We start from the raw sequence: 22,476 nt of genomic DNA on the forward strand, positions 1-22,476 counted from the left end.
CCTCCTATTCTTCTTCCAATAATTTTAGTGGTGTAGTCCTGGTTTTCATATAGTCATCAAGCCAATCGGAGCTTGCTTCTTTGTAGAGGGTTTTGTCATTTTCTCTATAGCAGAGATAGACCTTGGCCTCTTGGTTTTCTCCTCCATAAACAAAGGAGAAGCCGTCAATGTTGGTTGCTACGCCAAAATTCCCGTCTTTGTCAATGGCTACTACCGATAGGTCACCACTTTTGGTCCTTTTTTTCTTTAGGATTTTATCCAAATTGTTCACTGCTTGATCACAAGCGTCTTGGACATTTTTTCCTTCTTTCATTAGCCTTACGATTTCGTATGAGATACAACCTTTCATAAGGTCTTCTCCAAGACCTGTGGCTGTGGCGGCTCCAACTTCACTGTCTGCATAAAGACCCGATCCAATTACAGGACTATCGCCAACCCTGCCTGGCTTTTTCATAAAAAGTCCACTTGTAGATGTGCCACAGGCGATGTTGCCGTCCTTATCAAGGGCACAAACTCCAACAGTATCGTGACCTATATAGGGTTTTAGATCTCTTTCCATGGCTAATTTTTTTTCTTGGTAGATACGGTTTTTGTAATGGATTTTCGCCCTATCTGTGAGCATGTTTACCCTTTCAAAACCGTTTTGGTCGGCGTATTTTTCTGCTCCAGCTCCTACCAAAAAGTTGTTGGCATCAAATTTTGACAAGTCCCTTGCGACAGCGATTGGGTTTTTAATATTTTTCACACCTGCAACAGCACCAAAGTTAAAATTAGTACCGTCCATAAAGGCTGAGTCTAGCTCAACTTCCATATTTTCATTTGGCAAACCACCGTAACCTACAGATTTAAAATAGGGAAAGTCTTCAACTTCTTTTATGGTTTGGGTCATGGCATCTGCTGCACTTTTGCCATTTTCCAAATCTTTTAAGCTTTTTTCTATGCCTTCAAGGGACATCCTCCAAGTTCCGATTAAAGCGTACATAAGTTCTCCTTTCAGATTATATTTATCTTAAATGTTTAAGAATATGTTCATAAAGTCCATTTGGTTATTTGCTTCAAGAGCCCTTGTGACTGACTTGTGGTTTGATAAAAACAAGCCGAGTTTTTCGTAATATAGGCTCATATCAGCTAGTTCCTTACCTATAATTAGGGAATAAACTAGTCTGGCGCATGATTCGTTCCATTTTACAGGATTGTCTAAGAAAATAATTATGGAATAGGAATCTCCATCAACCTGGTCTAGGATGTGGGGGATGGCTATTTGGTTAAACAAGGTATAACCCATATCTTCCCTTTGTTTCAATTGCTTAAGGGCAAGGTCTTTGTTCATTGCAGATTTTTCTTCGATGCATTCTGATATATATTTTAGGATTTCCAACTTGTTTTTAAACTGACTAGTTCTTATAAAGATAGAATTATTGAACAAGTCGTAGATTTTTGCAAGCCTTTTGTCTTCAAAAGCTAGCTTTAAATTATCCAAATCATTTTGAGAAAATATTATATCAACATAAACCACAGGAATTTCCAAGTCGTAGTCTAGTTTTATTGATGAAATGATTAGGTCGTATTTTTTTAGGTCTAAGTTTTTTAGGCTTCTTAGGTCAGTTGTATCTAGGCTATCTATTTTTTCTTTAAATTGCCTGTTTAGCTGGGCTTTCATTATCTGGGCTGAGGAGTTGCCAGAACCACAGATTATGAGTATTTTCTTTTGGTTTACAGAGTTGGAATTCATAGCTGCCATTATGTGGAGGGATATGTAGCCAACCTCATCTTCTGATAGTTTTGTGTGGTATTTTTCGTTTATCACATTTGCCCCGATTGTTGCCAAAAGGTAGGATATTTTGTTTTCTTTGATGTCATCTAGGATTGGGTTTTTCATGTCAAAACCGTATTTTATCCTATTTGCCAAGGGGCTTAGGTGGATGGCGAGGGAGAAGTAGAAGTCTATATTTGCCCTAAAATCGTATTTGGAGACCTTGTAGATTTCATCGATTATACTTTGAGATAGTTCGAGGATTTCTGTGGATATTTTTTCTTGGTCTCTTATTGTATTTTTGGCTATTAGGTGCATGGTGATATAGACTAGTTCTTCTTTTGGGATTTTAATCTCAAGTTTATCTTCAAGTTCATCTACAATTATTTTTGCTATTTTGTATTCTTTTGTAGAGTCGACCTTTTTTTCAAAATCCTTACTTAGGCTTATATATTTCTTTTGCTTAATCCTTAATATTGATATATAAATGTGGATGACTAGGTTTTTGAAGTTTACATAAGGCATGTAATAGTCATCGCCGAAGTCCATTTCTTCGATAATATCTTGGATTTTTTTAAAGAGGTCCCTATTTACATCTCCTTCGAAGAGGAGGGGATCTTCTCCGATTTCGTTTTTTATAGCAAGCCTTATATTTTTTTCGCTACCCTCTACTTTCATACCGTAGTAGGGTCTTGCTACAAGGTTTAGGTTGTAAGTTTCTAAAATTTGCCTTACGATAGGCAGGTCCTTATTGATTTGGGATTCGCTTACATGAAAGGTTTCGGCTAGTTCAAACTGCTTGATATAGGAATTTGAGAAGAGGAAGGTCTTTAGGATATTTATATATCTTAAGTTTTTATCTCCATCTTCTTCCTGGTAGTAGGCATATTTGTACCAGTCGTTTTTCAAAAAGAGCTTGAATTTATCCTTATCCTTGATTGTAAAGATAAAACCTTTACCAGGCTTGGATTCAACTATCGCTCCCTTATCTTTAATTACTGAATTTAGTTGGTTTATCTCCTTTCTTATAGTTTTAGAAGATAATTCCATCACTTCGCCTATCTCTTTAGACGTATGGTAGTCGTAGTCAAGAGTTAGGTAGTCAAATATCTGTTTTAGTCTTGTCTCAATCATATAACCACCTTGTAATTTTATTATAGTAGAGAAGAGAAATAAGGTCCACACAAACATTTTCCTTAAGTCTGTGGAAGAGGGGTGTTTTGAAATCCCATGTAAGGAAAAAGGATGAATTTGGATAAAAAAGAGGAAACCCAGTGGATTTCCCTTTTGAATTTTAATATATTATTGAAATTTATTCCCAAACTTCTTCAAGATAATTTTTGTATTCCTCTTGCCAATACTTCTTGTCTTCTTCGGTTATTTTCCTTACGACTTTGGCGGGGTTTCCAATTGCTATGGACATTTGAGGTATGTCTTTGGTGACTACTGATCCTGCTCCTATTATGGATCCTTCTCCTATAGTGACTCCTGGGAGGATGGTGACGTTTCCGCCTATCCAAACGTCGTCTTCTAGGCTTATGTCGGCTCCTTTTTCTATGCCTGTGGCTCTTATTTCTGGATCTATGGGGTGGATTGCGGTGAAAAGTCCAGTGCCTGGGCCTATGAGGACCCTGTTTCCTATTTTAATTTTCCCCAGGTCTACCATGGAGACGTTGAAGTTTATAAAAGAATTGTCTCCTATAAAGACATTTTCTCCGTAGTCACACCTGAAGGGTGAGAGGACTGTTGATTTGCCAAAGGATCCAAAGATTTCCTTACAGATTTTGTTTCTTTCTTCTCTGTCTGTTTCCATATTTAATTTTACTAATTTTTTCCAGCAGGTTGTGAGTTTTTCGACTAGGTAGGAATCTGTCTTAAAAAGTTTGCCTGCTTTTAAATTTTCGTAGTTTTTCATATTATCAATATACTTTTGATAAATTAAATGACAATTCGTAAAATATTAGTAGAATAATAAGGTTATTACATATATAGGAGTCGGTATGAATAGGAAAATAGATTTATTACATGGAAATATTAGGCATACGCTTTTGAAGCTGTCTTTTCCTTTGGCCCTTACAGCCTTTATCCAGATTGCCTATGGCTTTGTAGATACGATTTGGATTGCAAGGTTGGGTACTAAGGCTATGGCAGGGGTAGGGATAGCTGGTTTTATCTTTTGGATAGGCAATTCCCTTGTCCTTATACCAAAAGTTGGCATGGGTGTATATGCTTCCCAGGCCTTTGGTTCGCAAAATGAGAAGGAAACGGTGATGATTATTAATAATGGTTTTATCCAAGCTATTATCATCGGTTTGTTTTTCACTACTTTTTGCCTCATTGTAAAAAATGTTTTTATTGAATTTTATAATTTGGGTCATGAGGCTGAAATGGCTGCCAAGGATTATTTCTTTGTTGTAAGTCTTGGGATGATTTTCTTTTTTGTAGGCCCTATGTTTACTCAGGCTTTCACATCTCTAGGCGATTCTTTTACGCCCTTTGTGATTAACGCTGTAGGCCTTGCTATCAACATGGTTTTAGACCCAGTTTTGATTTTTGGCCTTGGTCCTTTCCCACACATGGGGGCAAAGGGAGCGGCTCTTGCTACTATCATCAGCCAATTTGTGGTCGTTTTGATTTACTTTTTGGTTGTGATTTCTAAAGACGGGATTATAAAATCTGCGATTTCCTATATAGATTATAGGGAAAATTGGCAACTAGAAATTTTTAGGCTTGGCCTTCCTGCGGCACTTTTGTCTGGATTTCATGCTTCAATTTCTATGGTTTTAAATAGGTTTATGTCAGCTTTCGGGCCAACACCTGTGGCTGTTTGTGCCATAGGTTCTCAGCTTGAGTCAATTTCTTGGAATACTACTGAGGGTATCCAGGTCGGTATCCAAGCCCTTGTTGCCCAAAATTATGGGGCAGAAAACAAGGAAAGGGTAAAAGGTTCTATCAAAGAATCCTTCAGACTCGTTGCGATTATCGGCATCATTGCGACCTTGGTTTTAATTGTTTTTAGGCATAAACTTTTTGAACTTTTCACTCCGGAAAGTCAGGAAGCCATAGAACTTGGGGCAAATTACCTCTTTATCCTGGGTCTTTCCCAAGGCTTTATGGCGATTGAAATAGGACTTGCGGGTTGTTTCAATGGGATGAGCGATACCAAGACTCCAGCCATCCTAGGTGTAATCAACAACCTTCTAAGGATCCCAATTGCCATAGTTTTGATGCCTTTTGTTGGCGTTTATGGTGTATGGATTGCCATGAGTTCGACTTCTATCATGAAAGGTCTTGTAGCCATGACCTTAATTTACAGGAAAGTAAAAAAATATATGGCGGGCTAAACTCTTCTTCGGAAGAGTTTTTTTATATTGATTGTGAAAATGTTTGCAATAATTAGTATTATAATATAAAATAATAAAGAGAGAAGAAAAGGAGATCAAATATGAAACAAGTAAGATTGCCATACGGCAAAGAATTTATCGAACTCGAAGTTGGCGATGATGCTGATATATTAGTCAGCAAAGCAGGAGATTTTAAGGCGGAAAAAAGCCAAGAAGACCTCGTAAGAGATGCCCTTGCACATCCAATTGGTACAGAGAAATTATCTGAACTTGTAAAAGGAAAGAAAACCATAACAATTATTTCGTCTGACCATACAAGACCAGTTCCATCTGCAATTACCATGCCAATCCTTCTAGAGGAAATCAGGTCAACCAACCCAGATGCTGAGATTACAATCCTTATAGCAACAGGTTTCCATAGGCCAACTACTCATGAAGAATTAGTTGCAAAATATGGCCAAGAAATTGTAGACAATGAACACATTGTTGTCCACAAATCTGGTGTAGATGAAGACATGGTTGAGCTAGATACTCTTCCTTCAGGCGGAAGACTACTTCTAAACAAACACGCAATTAACACCGACCTTCTAATCGCTGAAGGCTTTATCGAACCACACTTCTTCGCAGGTTTCTCAGGCGGTAGAAAATCAATTCTTCCAGGTGTTGCCAGCGAAAAAACAGTTCTTGCCAACCACTGCTCTAAATTTATAGCAAGTGATTATTCAAGAACAGGTATCCTTAAAGAAAACCCAATCCACAAAGACATGGAATTTGCTGCAGAACAAGCAAAACTTGCCTTCATTCTTAACGTTGTAATCGACGCTGAAAAGAAAATTATCAATGCCTTTGCAGGCGATAGGGTAAAAGCTCACTATGAGGGTACAGAATTTGTTAGAGGCCTATCAACCATAGACGGCGTTAACGCAGATATTGCTATTACAAGTAACGGTGGCTACCCACTAGATCAAAACGTCTACCAATCTGTAAAATCAATGACAGCAGCAGAAGCAGCTGCAGCAGACGATGGAGTAATCATCGAGGTTTCTAGATGTAACGATGGTCATGGTGGAGAAAGCTTCTATAAAACCTTTAAAGAAGCAGCAACACCAAAAGATGTTGAAGATAGGGTCCTTCAAATCCCAATGGAAGAAACAATTCCAGACCAATGGGAAATCCAAATTCTTGCAAGAATCTTAGTTCGTCATAAAGTAATCTTTGTAACTGACCCAGAAAATAGACAATTAATCGAAGATATGCACATGACTTATGCTGAAAACATTGAGGAAGCTCTCAGAATGGCTAAGGAAATCAAGGGCGAAGATGCTAAGATTGCCTTTGTTCCAGATGGTGTATCTGTAATTGTTAACAAGAAAAAATAAGAATTTGAAAATGCTTTTAGAAGGTAGAGATTTTAAAGAGAAAATATTGCGAAGATTCCTTTGATAAAAGACCTGGTATTTAGAAATATTTTCTAAAGATAAGTCCCAAAAGCCTTTTAAAAACAGATTTATTTACTATTTCCAAAATAAAAAGATGTTTAACTAGATTCTAGTAAAACATCTTTTTTATTACATAAATTTATTTATATCCATATCTGCGATTGTAGGCAGGGTGAGGTCGGCTTTTTCTATGATATATTCCCATTCTTTTTCATTCCAAGGGAAATCTTCAAGGCCTACGGTCATGATTCCTTCTTTTTTGGCGGCCTTTATAGCATAAAGGGCATCGTCAAAAAGAACGCAGTCAGAAGGCTTAGCTCCGTGTTTTTTAATTGAATATTGCCAGAAGGCAGGGTCTGATTTTCGCATATCCAAAAGGTCAGGTGTGGCGAAAAAATCGAAGTAATCGTAGATTCCTAGTCTTTTTAGGGCCATTTCTAGGTAGATATATGGGGTGGATGAGGCAACTGACATAGAAAAGCCTGCATCCTTTAATTTTTTCAGGATTTCGAGATTGCCAGGCTTTGGCATTAGGTTATCCTTGTAGGCGTCGTAGATTACATCTTCAAAATACTGCCTAACCTGGTCAAAGGTCATGTCTTTGGCTATTTCATCTACTATATATTGGCACATTGCCTCAACTGATAGGGCCTCAATCTTGCCCTTTTCTTCCTTTTTAAGATCTTCTAGAGTAAAGCCGTACTTTGAAAAAAGCCTGTTTTGTGGCTCAATCCAAATGTGCATAGAATCTAAAATTGTCCCGTCAACATCAAAAATTAGTTTTTTCATTATTTTCCTTTCTTAACTGGGTTTTCCTTCTCTATATATCTTATATGTTTTCTTCTATAAAGGCAAAAAATAGACTAAAAAACCAGCCCGATTTTCTAGGCTGGTTTAAAATTAATATGCTATATTTAGGGCGTTCATAGTTCCTGCTGCTAGTTGCTCAAAAGACCTATGGTTATTCTCAAATGCTGGAGAATAGCGATTTATGAAAGACTTGTAGGTTGTATATCCCTTGTCCGCATAGGCTTTTCTCATGAGTTTGAAAGTAACTTCAATCCCGTCCTCAACTGTTGGTGGGTTTACCCATGGTGAACGGCCGATATAGGCAGGTGGCCATTCGCCACCAAAACCATTTTTGTAGTAGCGGATGCAACCGAAATTGTATTTGCCGCCGCCTGAGTTCATTCCAAAGGTAGTTTCCTTAGCGATTTGGCCCATAAAGATTCCTACGTTGATTCCGTATTTTTCTGAAAGTTTTAAAATAGTGTTGCCATAGCCCTTAAGTGGGGTGTAGTGACCACGCTTTTCTAGGAACTTATCTATGTATGCACCTGTGATATGATCAGGATTTTTTGTTCTTATGTCAAAATTTGCTAAATCGCCTTGTCTGTAATTTCTCCAAGATAGTCTTCCAGGTTCCTCATTGTTGCCTGTTGCATTTCTATTTGAACCGGTGATTTCAACACGATCAGGATGACCAGGATCTTTTTCTTCTTCCTTTACTTCAAGAGTATTTTCGCCTTTGTAAGGAGTTTGGACAAGCTTTGTTTCTTCATGAAAAACTTCAGTGTCCACGCTTTTGATTAGGTCATCAAGGTTGGTTGAGTCATATTCGACAAGTTCATAATTTTCTGTTTCTGCTTGGCTAGTATTAGCGTCTTCATCAGCCATAGCCGGGCTTACCATAGCCAAGGCAGAAGCCGTTACTAGGCCTGTTAATATATATTTAAAATTCATAATTTTTTCTCCTTTAATCTTACAACATTTTATATTCTAACCCATAATTACCATTTTGTCAACAAAAATGTTACGATTTTGTTACTTAATCCTTGAAAACCTTGTCAATTCTCGAATAAAACCTGTATTTTTGTATTATTTTTGTAACCTTAGTAAAATAATTGTTTTTTATTGCAAAATAGGGATTTTTTTAAAAAAATACTTTGCTTTATAATTTTTCGGGATTGTTATATAATAGCCATAAGAAATAGAAAGGAAAAATATGAATATTTTATTAGATCTTTATATATCTTTTGTAAAAATTGGTTTTATGACCTTTGGCGGTGGCTATGCCATGCTGCCAATTCTTGAAAGAGAAGTTGTTGAGAAGAAAAAATGGGCAACCAGCGAAGAAATCCTAGATTATTATGCAATTGGCCAGTCCACACCTGGGATAATCGCTATAAATACAGCGACTTTTTGCGGCTACAAGATGGCAAAAAACATTGGGGGTCTTGTGGCAAGTCTTGGTTTTATCACACCTTCTATAATAATCATAACCCTTATTTCAAAATTTTTGGAAAACTTTTCTCATATTGAAGCCATCCAGCACGCCTTTGTAGGCATTAGGATTGCGGTTTGTGCCCTGGTTTTGTATTCGGTAATAAAAATGGTTAGAAAAAACGCTAATAGCTTTGGGAAATTTGCTGTATTTCTCCTAACCTTTTTGGCTATTGGAGTTTTAAACATTTCTCCAGTTCTAATTGTAATTGGAGTTGGGCTTTTAGGAATTGTTTTGGGGAGGTTTAGAAATGCTTAGGATGATGTGGGAATTTTTCAAAACAGGACTTTTTGCCGTTGGCGGAGGAATGGCAACTATTCCTTTCCTTCAGGAAATGGGCGAAAAATATGGATATTTCACTGGTGAAGAGTTATTAGACATGATAGCAGTCTCTGAATCAACCCCAGGGGCTATTGGCATCAACATGGCAAACTATGCTGGCATTAAGGCCTATGGACCAATCGGTGGCATTCTCGCAACCTTATCTCTTGTAACAGGTCCTATTATAATAATTTTAATAATAGCGAGGATGATCCTGGCCTTCAAAAACTCAAAGACAGTTGCTGACGCCTTCACAACACTTAGACCTGCCACAGCAGGCTTGATTTTAGGAGCAATGTCAACAGTTTTAATAATAACCCTCTTTGACACAGCGGCCTTTAGTCAAACAGGAAATCTACTTTCCCTAATAAGGCCAATTCCAATTGCCCTTTTTGCAGGTTTTAGCTTTGTTTTATTCAAATTCAAAGACCTAAGCCCTCTTTGGATAATTCTTGCAGGGGCAGGTCTTGGAATAGTTTTGGGCTTGTAAAAATCTAATAATTGGCAAAGAAAAACCCAAGTATCAACTTGGGTTTTTCTACTTTGCTATTGTTTCTTATAAGCCATTAGGGCATCTGTGAGGATTTTTTCGCCGTTAATCATTCCATAGTCTATCATATTTATGACGTCAACTAGGGTGTTTTGGTCTTTATAGACTTCCTTTAGCTCGTTTAATTTGAACTTCACTTGTGGTCCTAAAAGAAGGATGTCTATCTTGTGTGAATTATCTAGTTCTTCGACGCTAGAAACAGGAACAGCCTTAATTTCAGCATCTATTCCCTTTTCTTTAGCGGCATCTTGCATTTTTTCTACTACCAAACTTGTACTCATTCCTGCTGAACAGCAAAGCACTATGTCTAATTTTTCACTCATATTAATCTCCTTAAATAATTTTGAAAGGATTTTGTTCGGCTAATATATCGACGATTTTTTGCTCATCTTCGTTAAAGTGGCCTACAAGATTTCTTTCGCCTGTATTTTTGATTTTCTTTTTAACAATTTCAAGCTCACCTTTGTAGTAGGATAGATTGTTGTTAATTATTAAGACATCGCCCTTTTCAAAATATTCTTTTTCAGATTTTCTTTGAGGAATGTCCTTATCTTTTCCAAAAGCCCTGCTTATGCTACTTCTAATAAAGTATTCTGAGGAGTCGATCCTATCAGCGTGAACAAAATCATAAAGGATTTCTCTTTCTACTTCTATTATATCACTTATTTCTTCTATTTTTAAGCTCGGAATGGAAAGGTCAACTTCGCTTAATTCTTTAAGTTCAGATTCGGAAGCAAAAGAGTTGCCGATAATTACATCCTTAATTCTCCTGTCAGCTATCAAATATCTTAGTTGGTAGCCTATATCCTTATGTCTATGGTCTTCCAGGGTGCAAAGGCCATTATAAACAGGCCATGGGCCAAAGGTAGAGTCGTTGTTGCTTGAAATGAAAGCGTGGACGTCAAGGGCCATATCGTAGTACTTTTGGGTAAAATAATCAAATCTTTCCTTGCTTAGGCCTGTGTATTCTTGTGGATAGAAGTTGTGGCAGGTAGACATTTGATTCCTATTTGCCCCTTTTTTGATCAACAAATCCAAAGCCATATCTGAACTTGCGTTAAATTCAACAGTGATATTATAAGGGTTATTTGTTATTAAAATATTTTCTCTATCAGAAAGTGGCCAGTCAAGTCTAATTATATCAACACCCATTTTGGCAAAAGCAGAAATATCATCTGCTCTTGCACCAAGCTTGTTAAAGACGTCTATATTTGTATCAACAGCCACTTCAAAGCCTAGGTCATGGGCTTTTTTTATAAAGCTTGTGAAATTTTCAATTAAGTCTTCCTTGCTTTCTTCTACTGATAGAAGGCAGGTAAAGATTCTTGAAAAACCATACTTTGAGGCAAGTTTCATATAGGCTAGATCTTTTTCTGGTGTGGAGTGTTCAGGATAGATTGAAATACCTAGTTTACGCATTAGGCTTCTTCGCTTTCATTTGCGAGTTCTTCTTCTTGGATTAGGTTATTTTTATCAATTGCAACTACAAATGGGTAGTAGATTAAGCAACCCAAAGCAATTAGGAATAGTTGCAAAACAGCTCCTTGCCAATTGCTTGATAAGAACCCTGAAACTATAGGTGGTGTTGTCCAAGGCATGATTACACCATTTGGTATTGGCACTAGGCCTATATTCATTGTTACGTAACTTATTATGATGTTTATAGTTGGAACAAGTATAAATGGCACCATCAATAATGGGTTCAATACTATTGGCAAACCGTAGATAACTGGTTCGTTTATACCAAATACGGCAGGTAAGATTGATAATTTTGATAGTTGTTTAAGTCTTTTTGATTTTGCAATTAATACTGCAACTATTAATAAGGATAGGGTAGATCCTGCACCACCATAGGTAGCAAATAAGTTTTGGAATTGTACATTTATGATATTTTCAGGTAATTGTCCTGCATTTACTTTTGCTAAGTTTTCTGCAGATAGGGCATATAGGATTGGCATAAACATTGAGTCGGTGATGTTTGTGCCGTGGATACCTAAGAACCATAGGATGTGGGCAAATAGATATACTAAAATCATTGCTGTTAGGGTTCCACCGATGTGTTGGAGTGGAAGTTGTAGGACGCTGTATACAAAGTTAAAAGCGTTGTCCCATGGAGTTAGGGAAAATATAAATCTGATTAGGACAAAGGCTGTCATTACAAAGGCTGCTGGTAATAAAGCTGCGAATGATTGACCTACTGTTGGTGGAACACCTGCAGGCATCTTAATAACAAGACCCTTATCTATTATTATTTTATAAATTCTTACTGCTAAAAAGGCAGAAATTATACCGATAAATACACCCTTTGATCCAAGCCAATCAAAAGAAAGGCCATTTACTGTTAGGGCTTCTTCGCTTCCTTCAGGAGTGAATTCAAAAGAAAATGGCATTAATATAAACCATGCTACTAGAGAAACAATCCCACTAAATATTTGGTTGACTTTAAGTTTGCCGCCGTAGGCATAACCAATACCAATAACTACAAATATTGACATGATAGTAAAGGTTGCATTTGTAGCAGCTGAGAAATATGAAGCTATTGTATTGCCGTTTACTTCAGTACTTCTTAATAAGTCCATCCATGATTGAATTGGGAAGTTTGAAATTAACATAAACATTGAGCCTATAATTAATAAAGGCATAGCAAGGGCAAAACCATCTCTGATTGATTGTAGATGGGCGTTACCACTTATTTTTGCCGCCATTGGCATAAGTTTTTCTTCTAATTTGTCCATAAAACTTTGTTTTTTCATTTTATTACCTCTTATTTTCTAAGTTTTCTATTCTGGCATAAGACTCCATAAGTTCTGTTGCCAAAATATAAATTGTTTCACATGCCATCATCTGATCTTCAGCATGCATTAGCAAGATATTTTGCATGGGCTTTTCTATTTTAAAGTCCTTGGTAAACATCTGCTGGTGAATTTTGTGGCACTGGGCAAAGCTCTCCTTGCCTTCTTTTAATAAGTCTAGGGCCTTGTCTTTATTTCCAGCCCTTCTTTCGGCCATTGCTTCAACATAGGCTGACTTGGTCACGCCAGCAAAGGTTATTAGTTGCATGCATACTTCTTCTAAATCGCCTAATTCCATGGATACCTCCTTTCTTTTTATATTAGTTTCAAGATGATTTTCTTAAAATCCTTAAAATTACCGACTTTAGTCAAATTTTCGATTGAAGAATCATCTTTTAAAAGCTTGGTAAAGATTCTAATGATTTTTTCAAAATCAGAATCTTTTTTCTTAGCTGGGGATATATAAAAAATCAATCTCACCTTATCTGAGTCTCTTCCCCAATTTATATCTTTTCTTGAAATTACGGCAAAGACTTCAGCTTCTGTTTTTACTGGGCTTATAGGATGGGGGATAGCAATCAAATCCTTGAAAACAATGGAAGAAAAATTCTCCCTAATTATTGTTTTTTCTTCAAAAAGTTTTTTGCTGTCTTCATCTTCTGCCAAGGTTTCATAAATTACTTCTAATATGTCTTTTTTATCAGTATAAGTTTCGTTTATAAGAAAGTTTTTTTCTGTAAAATATTTTTCAAATAAGTCAATATTATTAAAATCAGGGACATTTTCTTCGAATTTGTTTGTTCTATAAGATTTTCTAAGGCCTTCTATTTCTTTATCTATTAGGGCGCAGTCCTCATCATCAAGGAAGACACTGACCTTTATAGATGGAACGGCAATTACCAAACCATTTAAATCTACACTAGATATAATCAAATCTATATCTTCAATATTTTTTGGAGTTATTTCATAGTATCCAACTACATTTTTAATATTGATTGTATTGCCGTACTCGTTTTGTATTCTATTTTTGAGCATAAGCCCTGTGCTATAGCCTGAAGCACAAACAACAAGGACGTTTATCTTCTTGTTGAATTTATTTCTCTCAATGGCTGACAGGATATAAATTACTAGGTAAGACCACTCGTCATCACTTATCTCTACATTATCAAATATCAAAAATTTTCTAAAACTTTTTATAACTAAGTCAAAATAATCTTTATATTGACTTTTTATCTTAGCTGTCAAAGGGTTTGATACGAAAAGACCTGATTCAATCCTGTTTTTTAGAGATTTTAGATGCTCAATGAAATTATTCATAAATAAATTATCTTCTAATAAATTAACATCTAACTTCTTTGATAAGTACCTTAACATATCTATGACTTGGTTATAGGCTTCAAAAGATTCATAACTTTTCTCATAAGATGGTTTAGTTTTTGATAAAAGTTGCAAATATATATAGGTTTTTTCCTCAACTGGCAATTCTAGGTTAAAACTTTTAGAAATCCTATTTATAATGGTCCCTGCAAAGTCATCAAAGTACTCATCCCTATCCTTAGGGATGTCTTTAATAGGCTTATCTATTAAAAAGTTTTTATTAACTCTTTCAAGGACTAGGGCGAAGTGAATGACCAAGTTTTGTATGATATAGTCGTTGACTGATATGTTGTACTCTCTAATGCAATCTAGAAGAATTATTAGGAGTTGAGAAATGGTGGACCTATCAAAAAGGTCAAGCCTATCTAATTCGTTTATGAAGGAATTAGCATATATATTTGAAAAGAAATAATCAAGGATAAAGTGTCTTTTATCTATTTCTTTACCAACAATTTCTAGGTAGGATTTATCGGTTTTAACTATATCAAGCTTGTATTCATTTAGCTTGTTTTTTAAATTATAAATATCTCTTTGCAAGGTTGATTCGCTAATAAAAAGTATATCAACAAAGTCCTCAAAGCTTAGATTTTTGTTTTCTAATAGAAGATCTTCGAGTATATATTTTTCCCTACCCTTTTTATCGTAAGCCTGGTCTATGCTTGACATATTGGCCCTAGACTTATAAATATAGTCTATATACTTGTCCTGATCATTTATTTTAAGCTTAAAGCCACAGCCTTTTTTCGCAACAATTTCAAAAATATCCTTAGGAACATTTTCTGATATGTAGTTTATATTGGTCCTTATAGTCCTTTCAGAAAAACCAACATTATCACCTATTTCTGTACTTGTGCAGTATTGGTCTTTATTTTTATATAGATATTTTATAATTCTTATTTCTCTATCAGATAACATACTTCTCCTCACTACCATTATACTAGAAAACGTATTCAAACAAATTTCTATTTTTTCCGTTATACAAGCGGCAATCCTGATTATTAGTAACCTATATTATAAAGGATTTGTTTAAAAAATAAAAATCAAAGTTATTTGAAAAACTCTTGCATATTTAGCTTATTTCGGTATTTTACTTATAAGAATGATATAAGGAGAGATTTATGACTGATATTAATAATCCAAAAGAAGAATTAACCAATGCTGGCCTTAGGGTTGTGGCTTTTTCGGGCAATGCTAGGAGCAATTTCCTTGAAGCCCTTGACCTTGCCAAGGCTTGTAAGTTTGATGAAGCAGACCAATATATAAAAATGGGTTTAGAAAACTTGGACTTGGCAGGTCAGGCTCAAAAAGATTTCCTAGCCAATGAGGCAGAAGGAAGCTGCGAGGGTCTTGACTTTTTGGCCATCCACGCCCAAGACCACTACATGACTACCCTTTTACTTAGGGATTTAATAAACAATTTGATTGATATTTACAAAAAATAAGCATGCAAAAAGCCCAGAGTCCAACAGGATTCTGGGCTTTTTTACTTTACTTTCAATTTTCAGCAGCTTTCGATTTTTAAAAGCCTTTAGCCTTTGGCTTTTGAAAATTTTTCTAATTTATTATTTTTTTCTTCTAATAACCTTAGAAATTTCTCCAAATACTAGAGGAATCAATGCGAGTATTAGAACTGGGATCCATTCCCAAGTTAGGGATACGACTTCAAAGAGTTCTGTCAATACTGGGACATACATCACAACTAAGAGTAGAGCAAAGGATAGGAGCACTGCCTTGATTAGGTGTGGGTTTGAGGCAAAACCTAATTCCTTTAGGGTGAACTTTGTAGACCTTACAGAGAAGGCTCTAAGAAGTTCTGATGTGATTAAGGTTGCAAATACCATTGTGTGGGCACCTTCGATTGAGTCAGGGAAGATCCATTTTAAGCCAACTATATAAGCTCCAAGGACTGCAAGGGTTATAAAGATTGATTGGCTAATTAGGTTGGTCCTGATATCGCCAGAGATGATTGATTCTCTTGGGTCTCTTGGTGGTTCTTCCATAAGGCCTGGCTCTGCTGGTTCAACACCCAAAGCAAGGGCTGGGAAGGCGTCTGTGACTAGGTTTAACCACAATAACTGGATTGGGGTTAATGGGCTTGGTAGGCCTAATAAGATTGATAGGAAAACTATCAAAACTTCTGCGATGTTACAAGATAGGAGGAAGGATACAAATTTTTTGATATTTGAAAAGATTACTCTTCCTTCTTCAACTGCATTTACGATGGTTGCGAAGTTATCGTCAACAAGGATCATATCTGATGCATCCTTGGCAACGTCTGTTCCTGTAATACCCATAGACACACCTATGTCGGCGTTTTTAATAGCTGGAGCATCATTTACTCCGTCACCTGTCATGGCTACGACATTGTCGTTGGCTTCTAGTGCCTTAACAAGTTGAACCTTGTTTTCTGGGGAAACTCTAGCAAAAATCCTCTTAGTTTTGACAATTTCTCTGATTTCCTCGTGGGTCTTATCGTTTAATTCAGATCCCTGCATAGCTTGGTCACGGCTTGATGCGATTCCAAGGTCCTTGGCAATGGCAAGGGCCGTTTCAAAATAATCGCCTGTAATCATTATTACATCAATACCTGATGCATGACATTCGGCAACAGCTGCCCTGGCTTCTGGCCTAGCTGGGTCAATCATTCCTGTGAGCCCTACAAAAATCATATCTTTTTCGATATTTTCTGTTGTAAGGTCTTGGTCAAGAGTTTCTAGTGGCCTAAAAGCGTAAGCCATTACTCTTAGGGCCTGGCTTGCTAGGTCATTATTCTTATCGGCAAGTTTCTTACGATAATCATCTGTGAAATCTTCCATTTGACCATTGATTAAAATCTTTGAAGAATGGCCCATAACAACATCTGGTGCACCCTTGGTCATGGCGTAGTATTTGCCATCAAGCTCGTGGAAGGTTGTCATCATCTTCCTTGTAGAATCAAATGGGATTTCCTGGAGCCTTGGGTGTTTGTCGTTAAGAGTCTCTTGGTTGATGTTCCATTTTTCGGCGAAAGTTAGCATGGCACCTTCAGTAGGGTCACCTGTAATCTTGTATTCTTCGCCTTCGCGGATGAGATTTGCGTCATTACATAGACTTGCAATAGTCATAAGAAGTTTGATTTGATCGTCAGAATCAATTACTTCTTTGTTTTGGTTTCTTATATCACCATCTGGTTTATAGCCTGAACCTTCGACTTCGTATTCTTGGTCGTTGGTGAAAATTTTTGTGATAGTCATCTCATTTTGGGTAAGAGTTCCGGTCTTATCTGAGCAGATAACTGTGGTTGAGCCCAAAGTTTCTACAGATAAGAGGTTTTTAACTATGGCCTTTCTGTCTGCCATCCTGTTCATACCGATTGATAAGACAATGGTTACAACGGCTGTAAGGCCCTCTGGTATAGCTGCAACAGCAAGAGATACCGCCACCATAAAGGTCTCAAGAAGGTCATCCCCTGTCCTGTAATAACCTAGGGCAAAAACTGCTATACAAACTACAACTACAAGGACAGCTAAAAGTTTTGAAAGCTTTTTAAGCTGCTTTTGGAGAGGAGTTTCCTTATCCTCAACTTCATCAAGACTTGTTGCGATTTTACCGATTTCTGTATTTTCACCAGTTGTTGCCACAAGGCCAATGCCGTGGCCATAAGTCACGATTGATGATGAGTGGACGTAGTTTTCCCTATCACCAATACCTACATCTTCATTTGTTTCAAAATCTGCATGTTTTTCTACCGCCACAGATTCACCTGTGAGTGATGATTCGTCTATCTTTAGGTTTGATGATTCGATAAGCCTCATGTCAGCTGGGATAATATCCCCAGTTTCTAATACAACTATATCTCCTGGCACCAAATCTTCTGCCTTTACATGTCCTCTTTGTCCATCACGGATGACAGTGGCTTCAGGTGAGCTCATTTTTTGTAAAGCCGCAACAGAGTCTTCTGCCTTTCCTTCCTGGATAATAGACATAATGGCGTTAATAACAACAATTGCGATAATAATTACACACTCAACCACATCACCAGTGAAAGCTGATACAATAGCAGCAACTATCAAAAGAATAACCATTGGATCGGCTAATTGTTCGATAATTTTGCTGATTAGGCTCTTTTTATTTGATGACTCAATAGCATTTGGGCCATATTTTTCAAGCCTAGCTTTGGCTTCAGATGAGGTAAGTCCACGTTTGGCATCAGTAGCGTGTTTTTTGATTACTTCATTAAGACTGCCTTTATAGTCCATAATTCCTCCTTAAAAATTTTGCAAAATATAAAAAAAGCGGGGCTTAGTGAGTCATACTCATTAGCTCCGTCTCGCCACCTTTTAGGGTTTATTTAACCGGGTAAAAACCGTTCTGACGATTAAATAATTGGGCTACTCCCTTTTGCTAGTAATATTATATAGCAAATAAAAGCAAAATCAATCAAAAAGGTCTTTACTTGGTATCCTTAAGATCAAATTTCTTCCTCAAAACCAATTTAGCAATGCCAAATAATAATAAAAAGAAAATTAAGAGGGAAATAATGATTATAATAGAAAGAATCTCCCTAGAAATCTCAAGATAAATCAAAATCGGAATAAGGATCCCATAAAACAAAATCCCAAGTCCAATAGAAAGACACCCCGCAAACTTATTGCCAAAAATCCAAGTCTCGCGAGAAAAACAAGCTTCCCAGACATGAAAACCAACATGCATGTCAGGATTATCTGTGTGGAAAAATATAAAAAATATTCCTATATAAATTGAAAAAATAAGAAGCATCAAATCGCCAACAATAACTGGTCCCAAAACACTCTCTCCTTTTTATCCTTGATAAATTAAATTAGGGAAATCTTCCCTAATACCCTTTTTATTTAATATACTATTTTTTGGGGTTTTATCCGAGAATAAAAATATCTTTTTGTTAATCCGAGATTAACTGTATCTTATAAAAATTCTAGGTCATTTACATGACCTCTCCGTTCATAGGGGGAACCCAAGGGGGGCAGCAGATGCCCCCTCACTGGTTCCCCCTAAGACCCCCTTACGCTACACCCCCGAATGCTCCTAAAGCGGAGTGCGAAAATAGAAGCTTGCTAATCGCAAGCTTTTTTATATAGAGAGAATTACCTTGTATAAGATTACGTATATCCCCGCTGATTTCTAATATTCGAGCCCCTAAAAACTGATAAATCGCTAACGCTCAAACAATCAGTTTTCTTAACGGGGCTTTCTATTAGAAATCTTTGCTCGATAAAAGGTAGAATTAGTTTCGAAGTTCCAGAATTTGCTGGGCTCGTTTGGCTTTCGCCAAACATTGCTAGATGGGTTTATTTATTCTTATACGAAGAGTTAAAAAAACTTATGACCTAGAATTTTTGTAAATGAAGTCGGCGTATAAAAATTTTATTGTTTGAGGCTTTAGCCGAGTTATCAAATTTTAGCCGACTGAATGTCAAAAAAGTTAGAAGATAGTACAACTTAAACAAGGGATCCTTCATATCAACAAGTTTGCCACAGGCAAACTCCTTTTTCCCCGCGAGGGGTCGCCCGGAGGGGGTAACGGAAGGGGTTTAAGGGGACCCGATGGGGGAACGTGCGAAACGTTCCCCTGGGGGCCCCTTTTTACGGAGATTCAACTGTAAGTAGAATAATTATTTAAAAAATAAAATTCCGAAGAAACACAGTAAATAGAATTATTATATTTAAAGATAAATACATAATAAGAAGAATATATCTTAATGTGAAGTTTATTGTAAAATTCCTTGCAAAAAGAGTATTATATTTGAAGAGAGGTTTTATGAAGATTTTAATTACAAGCGATTGGTACTATCCTGTTGTTAATGGGGTGGTGCGTTCGGTTATGAATTTAATAGAATATCTAGAGGATGAGGGCCACGATGTTAGGGTTCTTACCCTTTCTAATACTACAAAGTCATACAGGGATGGCAAGGTTTATTATGTTGGATCTCTTTCTGCGGCTAAGATTTATCCACAAGCGAGGATTTCAAATCTTCTAGCTAAGAGTCACCAAAAGGAGATTAAGGCTTGGGCGCCGGATGTCATTCATTCCCAGTGTGAGTTTTCTACCTTTATGATGGCAAGAAAGTTAGCGAGCGATTTGGAAATTCCCCTTGTCCACACCTACCACACTGTTTATGAAGACTACACCCATTATTTTATCCCATCCAAACAAGCTGGAAAAAAGATTGTATCTGTTGCAAGTAAGACCCTAGCTGGTTTTTGCGATAGGATTATTGTGCCGACTGCAAAGACTGAGAGGCTTTTGATAGACTACGGAATCGATCCTTATATGCTCGATATTATCCCAACTGGCATCCATATTCCAGAAATGTCCGACAAGGCTCTTTTGAGAAAATCTTTGGGAATGGCCGAGGATGAAAAAGTTTTGCTCTATCTGGGCAGACTTGGGGCTGAGAAAAATATCCAGGAAATCATGTCCTATTACGACAGGCTAGAAGATAGAGAAATAAAGCTTTACATAGTTGGTGGTGGACCTTATCTTGATACCCTAAAGGAAGATGCCGCCGCCATTAATAAAGAAGTCATTTTTACAGGCATGGTTGAGTCAAATTCTGTAAACCGCTATTACCAGGCGGCAGATATTTTTGTCACAGCTTCCACATCAGAAACCCAGGGCCTTACCTATTATGAATCCCTAGCCAACGGGACAATCGCCCTTTGTAGGGATGATGCGGTCCTTGATGGGGTAATCAAAAATGGCTTTAATGGCTTTAAATATAGGAATTTTGAAGAATTTGAAAAGTTTGTAAATAGGGTCTTTACAGATGATGAATACAAGGAACTTCTAGAAATAAATGCCAGAGAATATGCCGAGGAAAATTTCTCTGTGGATGGTTTTGGTTCTAAGTGTATAGACTCATACGAAAAAGCTATAAAGGAATATGACCATGAAAGTCTTAATATATTCAAAAGACTATGAGACTGTGAAGGAATCAGGCGTAGGCAAGGCTATGGACCATCAAATCAAGGCCCTCAGGCTTGTTGGTTGTGACTTTACCCTCGATGAGAAAGATGACTTTGACCTAGTTCACATTAACACCATCCTTCCCGGATCAGTCCGCTTTGCAAGAAAGGCTAGGAAAATGGGCAAAAAAGTCATCTACCATGGCCATTCCACTATGGAAGATTTCAAAAATTCCTTTATATTTTCCAATCAAATAGCTCCGCTTTTTAAAAAGTGGCTAGTTTATGCCTACAGAAAGGGCGACTTAGTCCTAACACCTACAGATTATTCGAAAAAAATATTAGAGACCTATGGCCTAAATCGTCCAATAGAAGTGGTTTCAAATGGGATTGACCTTGACTTTTGGCGAAAAAAATCAAATGACAGGGAGAATTTTTACAAAAAATATGGTCTAGATCCAGAAAAAAAGTCAATAATTTCTGTTGGCCTACCAATAAAAAGAAAGGGCATTGACGATTTTCTAAGGCTTGCAAAAAGGCTTCCTCAATACGAATTTATCTGGTTTGGCAAGCTTGATAGGGCCCTTATGAGCCCTGAAATCAAAAAGGAAATGGAAGATGTGCCTGCGAATTTCCACACACCTGGCTATGTAAATAGCGAAAACCTAAGAGAGGCCTACTCTGGCTCTGATCTTTACGCCTTTTTGACCCACGAAGAAACCGAAGGCATAGTTCTTCTTGAGGCCCTGGCCACTAAGACCCAAATCCTAATTCGAGATATAGAAATTTTCCAAGATGGCTTTGTAGATGGGGGGAATATCTACAAGGGCAAAAATCTCGACGATTTCCAAAGTAAAATCAAGGGGATATTGGAAGGTGATTTGCCCGACTTATCAGAAATTGCCTACAAAAAAGCTAAAGAAAAGTCGATTGAAAAAACAGGAGCTAGGCTCCTTGAACTTTATGAAAGGACAATGAAAAATGAGATCGGTAATTAAATTAATTGGACTTCTTGCTCTCTTTATCTTTCCGCCCCTCTTTGTAAATTATTTTTTAATTAGCTTTGATATTTACGGCAGTACAGCCATGGTTATTTCCCAATTTGGGGTAATCGGCATAAGCCTTGCCATAATTTTAATGTATCTAAAGGGAAAAAAGCTCTACGAAGCCAAAACCCTCATGTTAATTGACCAGGCGGGGGATATAGAAGATTTAAAAGCCTTAAGAGAAAAGAGAATTTCTCATGATTCAAAGGCTGCCATCACCAAGGCGATTTTGTTAAAAGAATTTTCCGAAGAAGAGGCGGGAAATCTTAAGAAATACACATCCAAAGTGGCTGATATGGACCACTATTATTCAGGCTTTATCAAAAATGCTGACCCAATCCTTCGTGAAGAATACAAGATAAGACGTGATAATTTCAACAAGAAATACAAGCACAAGAGATGGGTCTATCTAGATTTTAAGGAAAATGTAAAGATGAGCCTTAAGTGGGCGGGCGGATTTTTTATCCTCCTTGGCCTCATAGGCTTGATTCAAAAATACAACACTAACGAGGGCCTATATGTAATTTTATATATGGTTCAGATGGTTTTGGGGACAGGTTTTTTGATAAATACCATAATCTGGCTATCAAGGACCCTCAAATCCTACTGGGACAGAGATTTTTTATAAGATCAGCATTGCTGGTCT

Annotated in this window: 20 protein-coding genes; 8 read left to right on the forward strand and 12 right to left on the reverse strand. The window is 37.0% G+C overall.

The window, feature by feature from the left end; all coding sequences use genetic code 11:
* Window positions 1–4: 4 nt before the first annotated feature.
* From AC1EJ5_RS04465 to AC1EJ5_RS04475, 3 genes are all read right to left on the reverse strand, one after another.
* Window positions 5–982 carry a glycosylasparaginase gene (locus AC1EJ5_RS04465; protein WP_479814788.1) on the reverse strand — a complete coding sequence of 326 codons (978 nt, stop codon included), beginning with the start codon at window positions 980–982 and terminating at the stop codon, window positions 5–7.
* A gap of 27 nt (window positions 983–1,009) precedes the next feature.
* Window positions 1,010–2,887 (reverse strand): BglG family transcription antiterminator, encoded by a 1,878-nt coding sequence (locus tag AC1EJ5_RS04470; protein ID WP_223418680.1) that lies wholly within the window; start codon window positions 2,885–2,887, stop codon window positions 1,010–1,012.
* A 178-nt stretch (window positions 2,888–3,065) separates the two neighbouring features.
* On the reverse strand, window positions 3,066–3,668 hold the full coding sequence (locus tag AC1EJ5_RS04475) for a sugar O-acetyltransferase (RefSeq protein ID WP_479814790.1): 603 nt from the start codon (window positions 3,666–3,668) through the stop codon (window positions 3,066–3,068).
* Window positions 3,669–3,753: 85 nt separating this feature from the next.
* On the opposite strand from AC1EJ5_RS04475, the gene AC1EJ5_RS04480 reads away from it, so the two are divergent.
* Both AC1EJ5_RS04480 and larA read left to right on the forward strand, forming a co-directional pair.
* Entirely contained in the window at window positions 3,754–5,097 is a 1,344-nt protein-coding gene (locus AC1EJ5_RS04480; protein WP_223418685.1) for an MATE family efflux transporter, read from the forward strand.
* 101 nt (window positions 5,098–5,198) lie between these two features.
* The gene (gene larA, locus AC1EJ5_RS04485; protein WP_223418688.1) at window positions 5,199–6,476 is read left to right on the forward strand and encodes a nickel-dependent lactate racemase; all 1,278 of its coding nucleotides are present in this window, start codon (window positions 5,199–5,201) and stop codon (window positions 6,474–6,476) included.
* A gap of 189 nt (window positions 6,477–6,665) precedes the next feature.
* On the opposite strand, the gene AC1EJ5_RS04490 is transcribed toward larA, so the two are convergent.
* Both AC1EJ5_RS04490 and AC1EJ5_RS04495 read right to left on the reverse strand, forming a co-directional pair.
* On the reverse strand, window positions 6,666–7,325 hold the full coding sequence (locus AC1EJ5_RS04490) for an HAD family hydrolase (RefSeq protein WP_308748609.1): 660 nt from the start codon (window positions 7,323–7,325) through the stop codon (window positions 6,666–6,668).
* A 111-nt stretch (window positions 7,326–7,436) separates the two neighbouring features.
* Complete coding sequence (locus AC1EJ5_RS04495; protein WP_479814793.1) at window positions 7,437–8,279, reverse strand: hypothetical protein; 843 nt, start codon at window positions 8,277–8,279, stop codon at window positions 7,437–7,439.
* A gap of 262 nt (window positions 8,280–8,541) precedes the next feature.
* On the opposite strand from AC1EJ5_RS04495, the gene AC1EJ5_RS04500 reads away from it, so the two are divergent.
* Window positions 8,542–9,078: a chromate transporter gene (locus tag AC1EJ5_RS04500; protein ID WP_479814795.1), complete on the forward strand. Its 537-nt coding sequence runs from the start codon at window positions 8,542–8,544 to the stop codon at window positions 9,076–9,078.
* Window positions 9,071–9,631: a chromate transporter gene (locus AC1EJ5_RS04505; protein ID WP_479814797.1), complete on the forward strand. Its 561-nt coding sequence runs from the start codon at window positions 9,071–9,073 to the stop codon at window positions 9,629–9,631. The genes AC1EJ5_RS04500 and AC1EJ5_RS04505 overlap by 8 nt, the downstream gene beginning before the upstream one ends.
* Window positions 9,632–9,687: 56 nt before the next feature.
* Here AC1EJ5_RS04505 and AC1EJ5_RS04510 read toward each other — a convergent pair whose 3' ends face one another.
* From AC1EJ5_RS04510 to AC1EJ5_RS04530, 5 genes are read right to left on the reverse strand one after another with little or no spacing between them, the layout of a single operon-like run.
* Window positions 9,688–10,014 carry a PTS sugar transporter subunit IIB gene (locus tag AC1EJ5_RS04510; RefSeq protein ID WP_479814799.1) on the reverse strand — a complete coding sequence of 109 codons (327 nt, stop codon included), beginning with the start codon at window positions 10,012–10,014 and terminating at the stop codon, window positions 9,688–9,690.
* Window positions 10,015–10,024: 10 nt separating this feature from the next.
* Window positions 10,025–11,110 (reverse strand): DUF871 domain-containing protein, encoded by a 1,086-nt coding sequence (locus AC1EJ5_RS04515; RefSeq protein WP_479814801.1) that lies wholly within the window; start codon window positions 11,108–11,110, stop codon window positions 10,025–10,027.
* Window positions 11,110–12,444, reverse strand: a complete 1,335-nt coding sequence (locus AC1EJ5_RS04520) for a PTS sugar transporter subunit IIC (protein ID WP_479814803.1) — start codon at window positions 12,442–12,444, stop codon at window positions 11,110–11,112. Before AC1EJ5_RS04520 ends, AC1EJ5_RS04515 begins: the two co-directional genes overlap by 1 nt.
* Window positions 12,445–12,448: 4 nt before the next feature.
* Complete coding sequence (locus tag AC1EJ5_RS04525; protein WP_308748612.1) at window positions 12,449–12,781, reverse strand: PTS sugar transporter subunit IIA; 333 nt, start codon at window positions 12,779–12,781, stop codon at window positions 12,449–12,451.
* A 17-nt stretch (window positions 12,782–12,798) separates the two neighbouring features.
* Window positions 12,799–14,775 carry a BglG family transcription antiterminator gene (locus tag AC1EJ5_RS04530; RefSeq protein WP_479814805.1) on the reverse strand — a complete coding sequence of 659 codons (1,977 nt, stop codon included), beginning with the start codon at window positions 14,773–14,775 and terminating at the stop codon, window positions 12,799–12,801.
* Window positions 14,776–14,978: 203 nt separating this feature from the next.
* On the opposite strand from AC1EJ5_RS04530, the gene AC1EJ5_RS04535 reads away from it, so the two are divergent.
* Window positions 14,979–15,302 carry a PTS sugar transporter subunit IIA gene (locus AC1EJ5_RS04535; protein WP_308748614.1) on the forward strand — a complete coding sequence of 108 codons (324 nt, stop codon included), beginning with the start codon at window positions 14,979–14,981 and terminating at the stop codon, window positions 15,300–15,302.
* 120 nt (window positions 15,303–15,422) lie between these two features.
* Here AC1EJ5_RS04535 and AC1EJ5_RS04540 read toward each other — a convergent pair whose 3' ends face one another.
* Both AC1EJ5_RS04540 and AC1EJ5_RS04545 read right to left on the reverse strand, forming a co-directional pair.
* Complete coding sequence (locus tag AC1EJ5_RS04540; RefSeq protein WP_479814807.1) at window positions 15,423–18,098, reverse strand: cation-translocating P-type ATPase; 2,676 nt, start codon at window positions 18,096–18,098, stop codon at window positions 15,423–15,425.
* A 193-nt stretch (window positions 18,099–18,291) separates the two neighbouring features.
* Complete coding sequence (locus AC1EJ5_RS04545; protein ID WP_479814809.1) at window positions 18,292–18,645, reverse strand: hypothetical protein; 354 nt, start codon at window positions 18,643–18,645, stop codon at window positions 18,292–18,294.
* Between the two features lie 991 nt (window positions 18,646–19,636).
* Here AC1EJ5_RS04545 and AC1EJ5_RS04550 point away from each other — a divergent pair.
* From AC1EJ5_RS04550 to AC1EJ5_RS04560, 3 genes are read left to right on the forward strand one after another with little or no spacing between them, the layout of a single operon-like run.
* Window positions 19,637–20,800 carry a glycosyltransferase gene (locus tag AC1EJ5_RS04550; RefSeq protein WP_479814811.1) on the forward strand — a complete coding sequence of 388 codons (1,164 nt, stop codon included), beginning with the start codon at window positions 19,637–19,639 and terminating at the stop codon, window positions 20,798–20,800.
* Window positions 20,769–21,782, forward strand: coding sequence for an LTA glycolipid anchor biosynthesis glycosyltransferase, IagA/BgsA family (locus AC1EJ5_RS04555; RefSeq protein WP_479814813.1), 1,014 nt, complete (start codon window positions 20,769–20,771; stop codon window positions 21,780–21,782). Before AC1EJ5_RS04550 ends, AC1EJ5_RS04555 begins: the two co-directional genes overlap by 32 nt.
* The gene (locus AC1EJ5_RS04560; RefSeq protein ID WP_479814815.1) at window positions 21,766–22,458 is read left to right on the forward strand and encodes a hypothetical protein; all 693 of its coding nucleotides are present in this window, start codon (window positions 21,766–21,768) and stop codon (window positions 22,456–22,458) included. The genes AC1EJ5_RS04555 and AC1EJ5_RS04560 overlap by 17 nt, the downstream gene beginning before the upstream one ends.
* Window positions 22,459–22,476: the final 18 nt, after the last annotated feature.

Source organism: Anaerococcus sp. C0059F3 (genome assembly GCF_056590475.1).

What these genes read in the sequence shown, in the direction of transcription:
- larA (WP_223418688.1), top strand. Translation starts at nt 5,199, where the DNA reads ATGAAACAAGTAAGATTGCCATACGGCAAAGAATTTATCGAACTCGAA.
- AC1EJ5_RS04515 (WP_479814801.1), bottom strand. Translation starts at nt 11,110, where the DNA reads ATGCGTAAACTAGGTATTTCAATCTATCCTGAACACTCCACACCAGAA.
- AC1EJ5_RS04525 (WP_308748612.1), bottom strand. Translation starts at nt 12,781, where the DNA reads ATGGAATTAGGCGATTTAGAAGAAGTATGCATGCAACTAATAACCTTT.
- AC1EJ5_RS04465 (WP_479814788.1), bottom strand. Translation starts at nt 982, where the DNA reads ATGTACGCTTTAATCGGAACTTGGAGGATGTCCCTTGAAGGCATAGAA.
- AC1EJ5_RS04470 (WP_223418680.1), bottom strand. Translation starts at nt 2,887, where the DNA reads ATGATTGAGACAAGACTAAAACAGATATTTGACTACCTAACTCTTGAC.
- AC1EJ5_RS04520 (WP_479814803.1), bottom strand. Translation starts at nt 12,444, where the DNA reads ATGAAAAAACAAAGTTTTATGGACAAATTAGAAGAAAAACTTATGCCA.
- AC1EJ5_RS04505 (WP_479814797.1), top strand. Translation starts at nt 9,071, where the DNA reads ATGCTTAGGATGATGTGGGAATTTTTCAAAACAGGACTTTTTGCCGTT.
- AC1EJ5_RS04495 (WP_479814793.1), bottom strand. Translation starts at nt 8,279, where the DNA reads ATGAATTTTAAATATATATTAACAGGCCTAGTAACGGCTTCTGCCTTG.
- AC1EJ5_RS04480 (WP_223418685.1), top strand. Translation starts at nt 3,754, where the DNA reads ATGAATAGGAAAATAGATTTATTACATGGAAATATTAGGCATACGCTT.
- AC1EJ5_RS04490 (WP_308748609.1), bottom strand. Translation starts at nt 7,325, where the DNA reads ATGAAAAAACTAATTTTTGATGTTGACGGGACAATTTTAGATTCTATG.
- AC1EJ5_RS04530 (WP_479814805.1), bottom strand. Translation starts at nt 14,775, where the DNA reads ATGTTATCTGATAGAGAAATAAGAATTATAAAATATCTATATAAAAAT.
- AC1EJ5_RS04500 (WP_479814795.1), top strand. Translation starts at nt 8,542, where the DNA reads ATGAATATTTTATTAGATCTTTATATATCTTTTGTAAAAATTGGTTTT.
- AC1EJ5_RS04540 (WP_479814807.1), bottom strand. Translation starts at nt 18,098, where the DNA reads ATGGACTATAAAGGCAGTCTTAATGAAGTAATCAAAAAACACGCTACT.
- AC1EJ5_RS04535 (WP_308748614.1), top strand. Translation starts at nt 14,979, where the DNA reads ATGACTGATATTAATAATCCAAAAGAAGAATTAACCAATGCTGGCCTT.
- AC1EJ5_RS04550 (WP_479814811.1), top strand. Translation starts at nt 19,637, where the DNA reads ATGAAGATTTTAATTACAAGCGATTGGTACTATCCTGTTGTTAATGGG.
- AC1EJ5_RS04555 (WP_479814813.1), top strand. Translation starts at nt 20,769, where the DNA reads ATGAAAGTCTTAATATATTCAAAAGACTATGAGACTGTGAAGGAATCA.
- AC1EJ5_RS04475 (WP_479814790.1), bottom strand. Translation starts at nt 3,668, where the DNA reads ATGAAAAACTACGAAAATTTAAAAGCAGGCAAACTTTTTAAGACAGAT.
- AC1EJ5_RS04510 (WP_479814799.1), bottom strand. Translation starts at nt 10,014, where the DNA reads ATGAGTGAAAAATTAGACATAGTGCTTTGCTGTTCAGCAGGAATGAGT.
- AC1EJ5_RS04560 (WP_479814815.1), top strand. Translation starts at nt 21,766, where the DNA reads ATGAGATCGGTAATTAAATTAATTGGACTTCTTGCTCTCTTTATCTTT.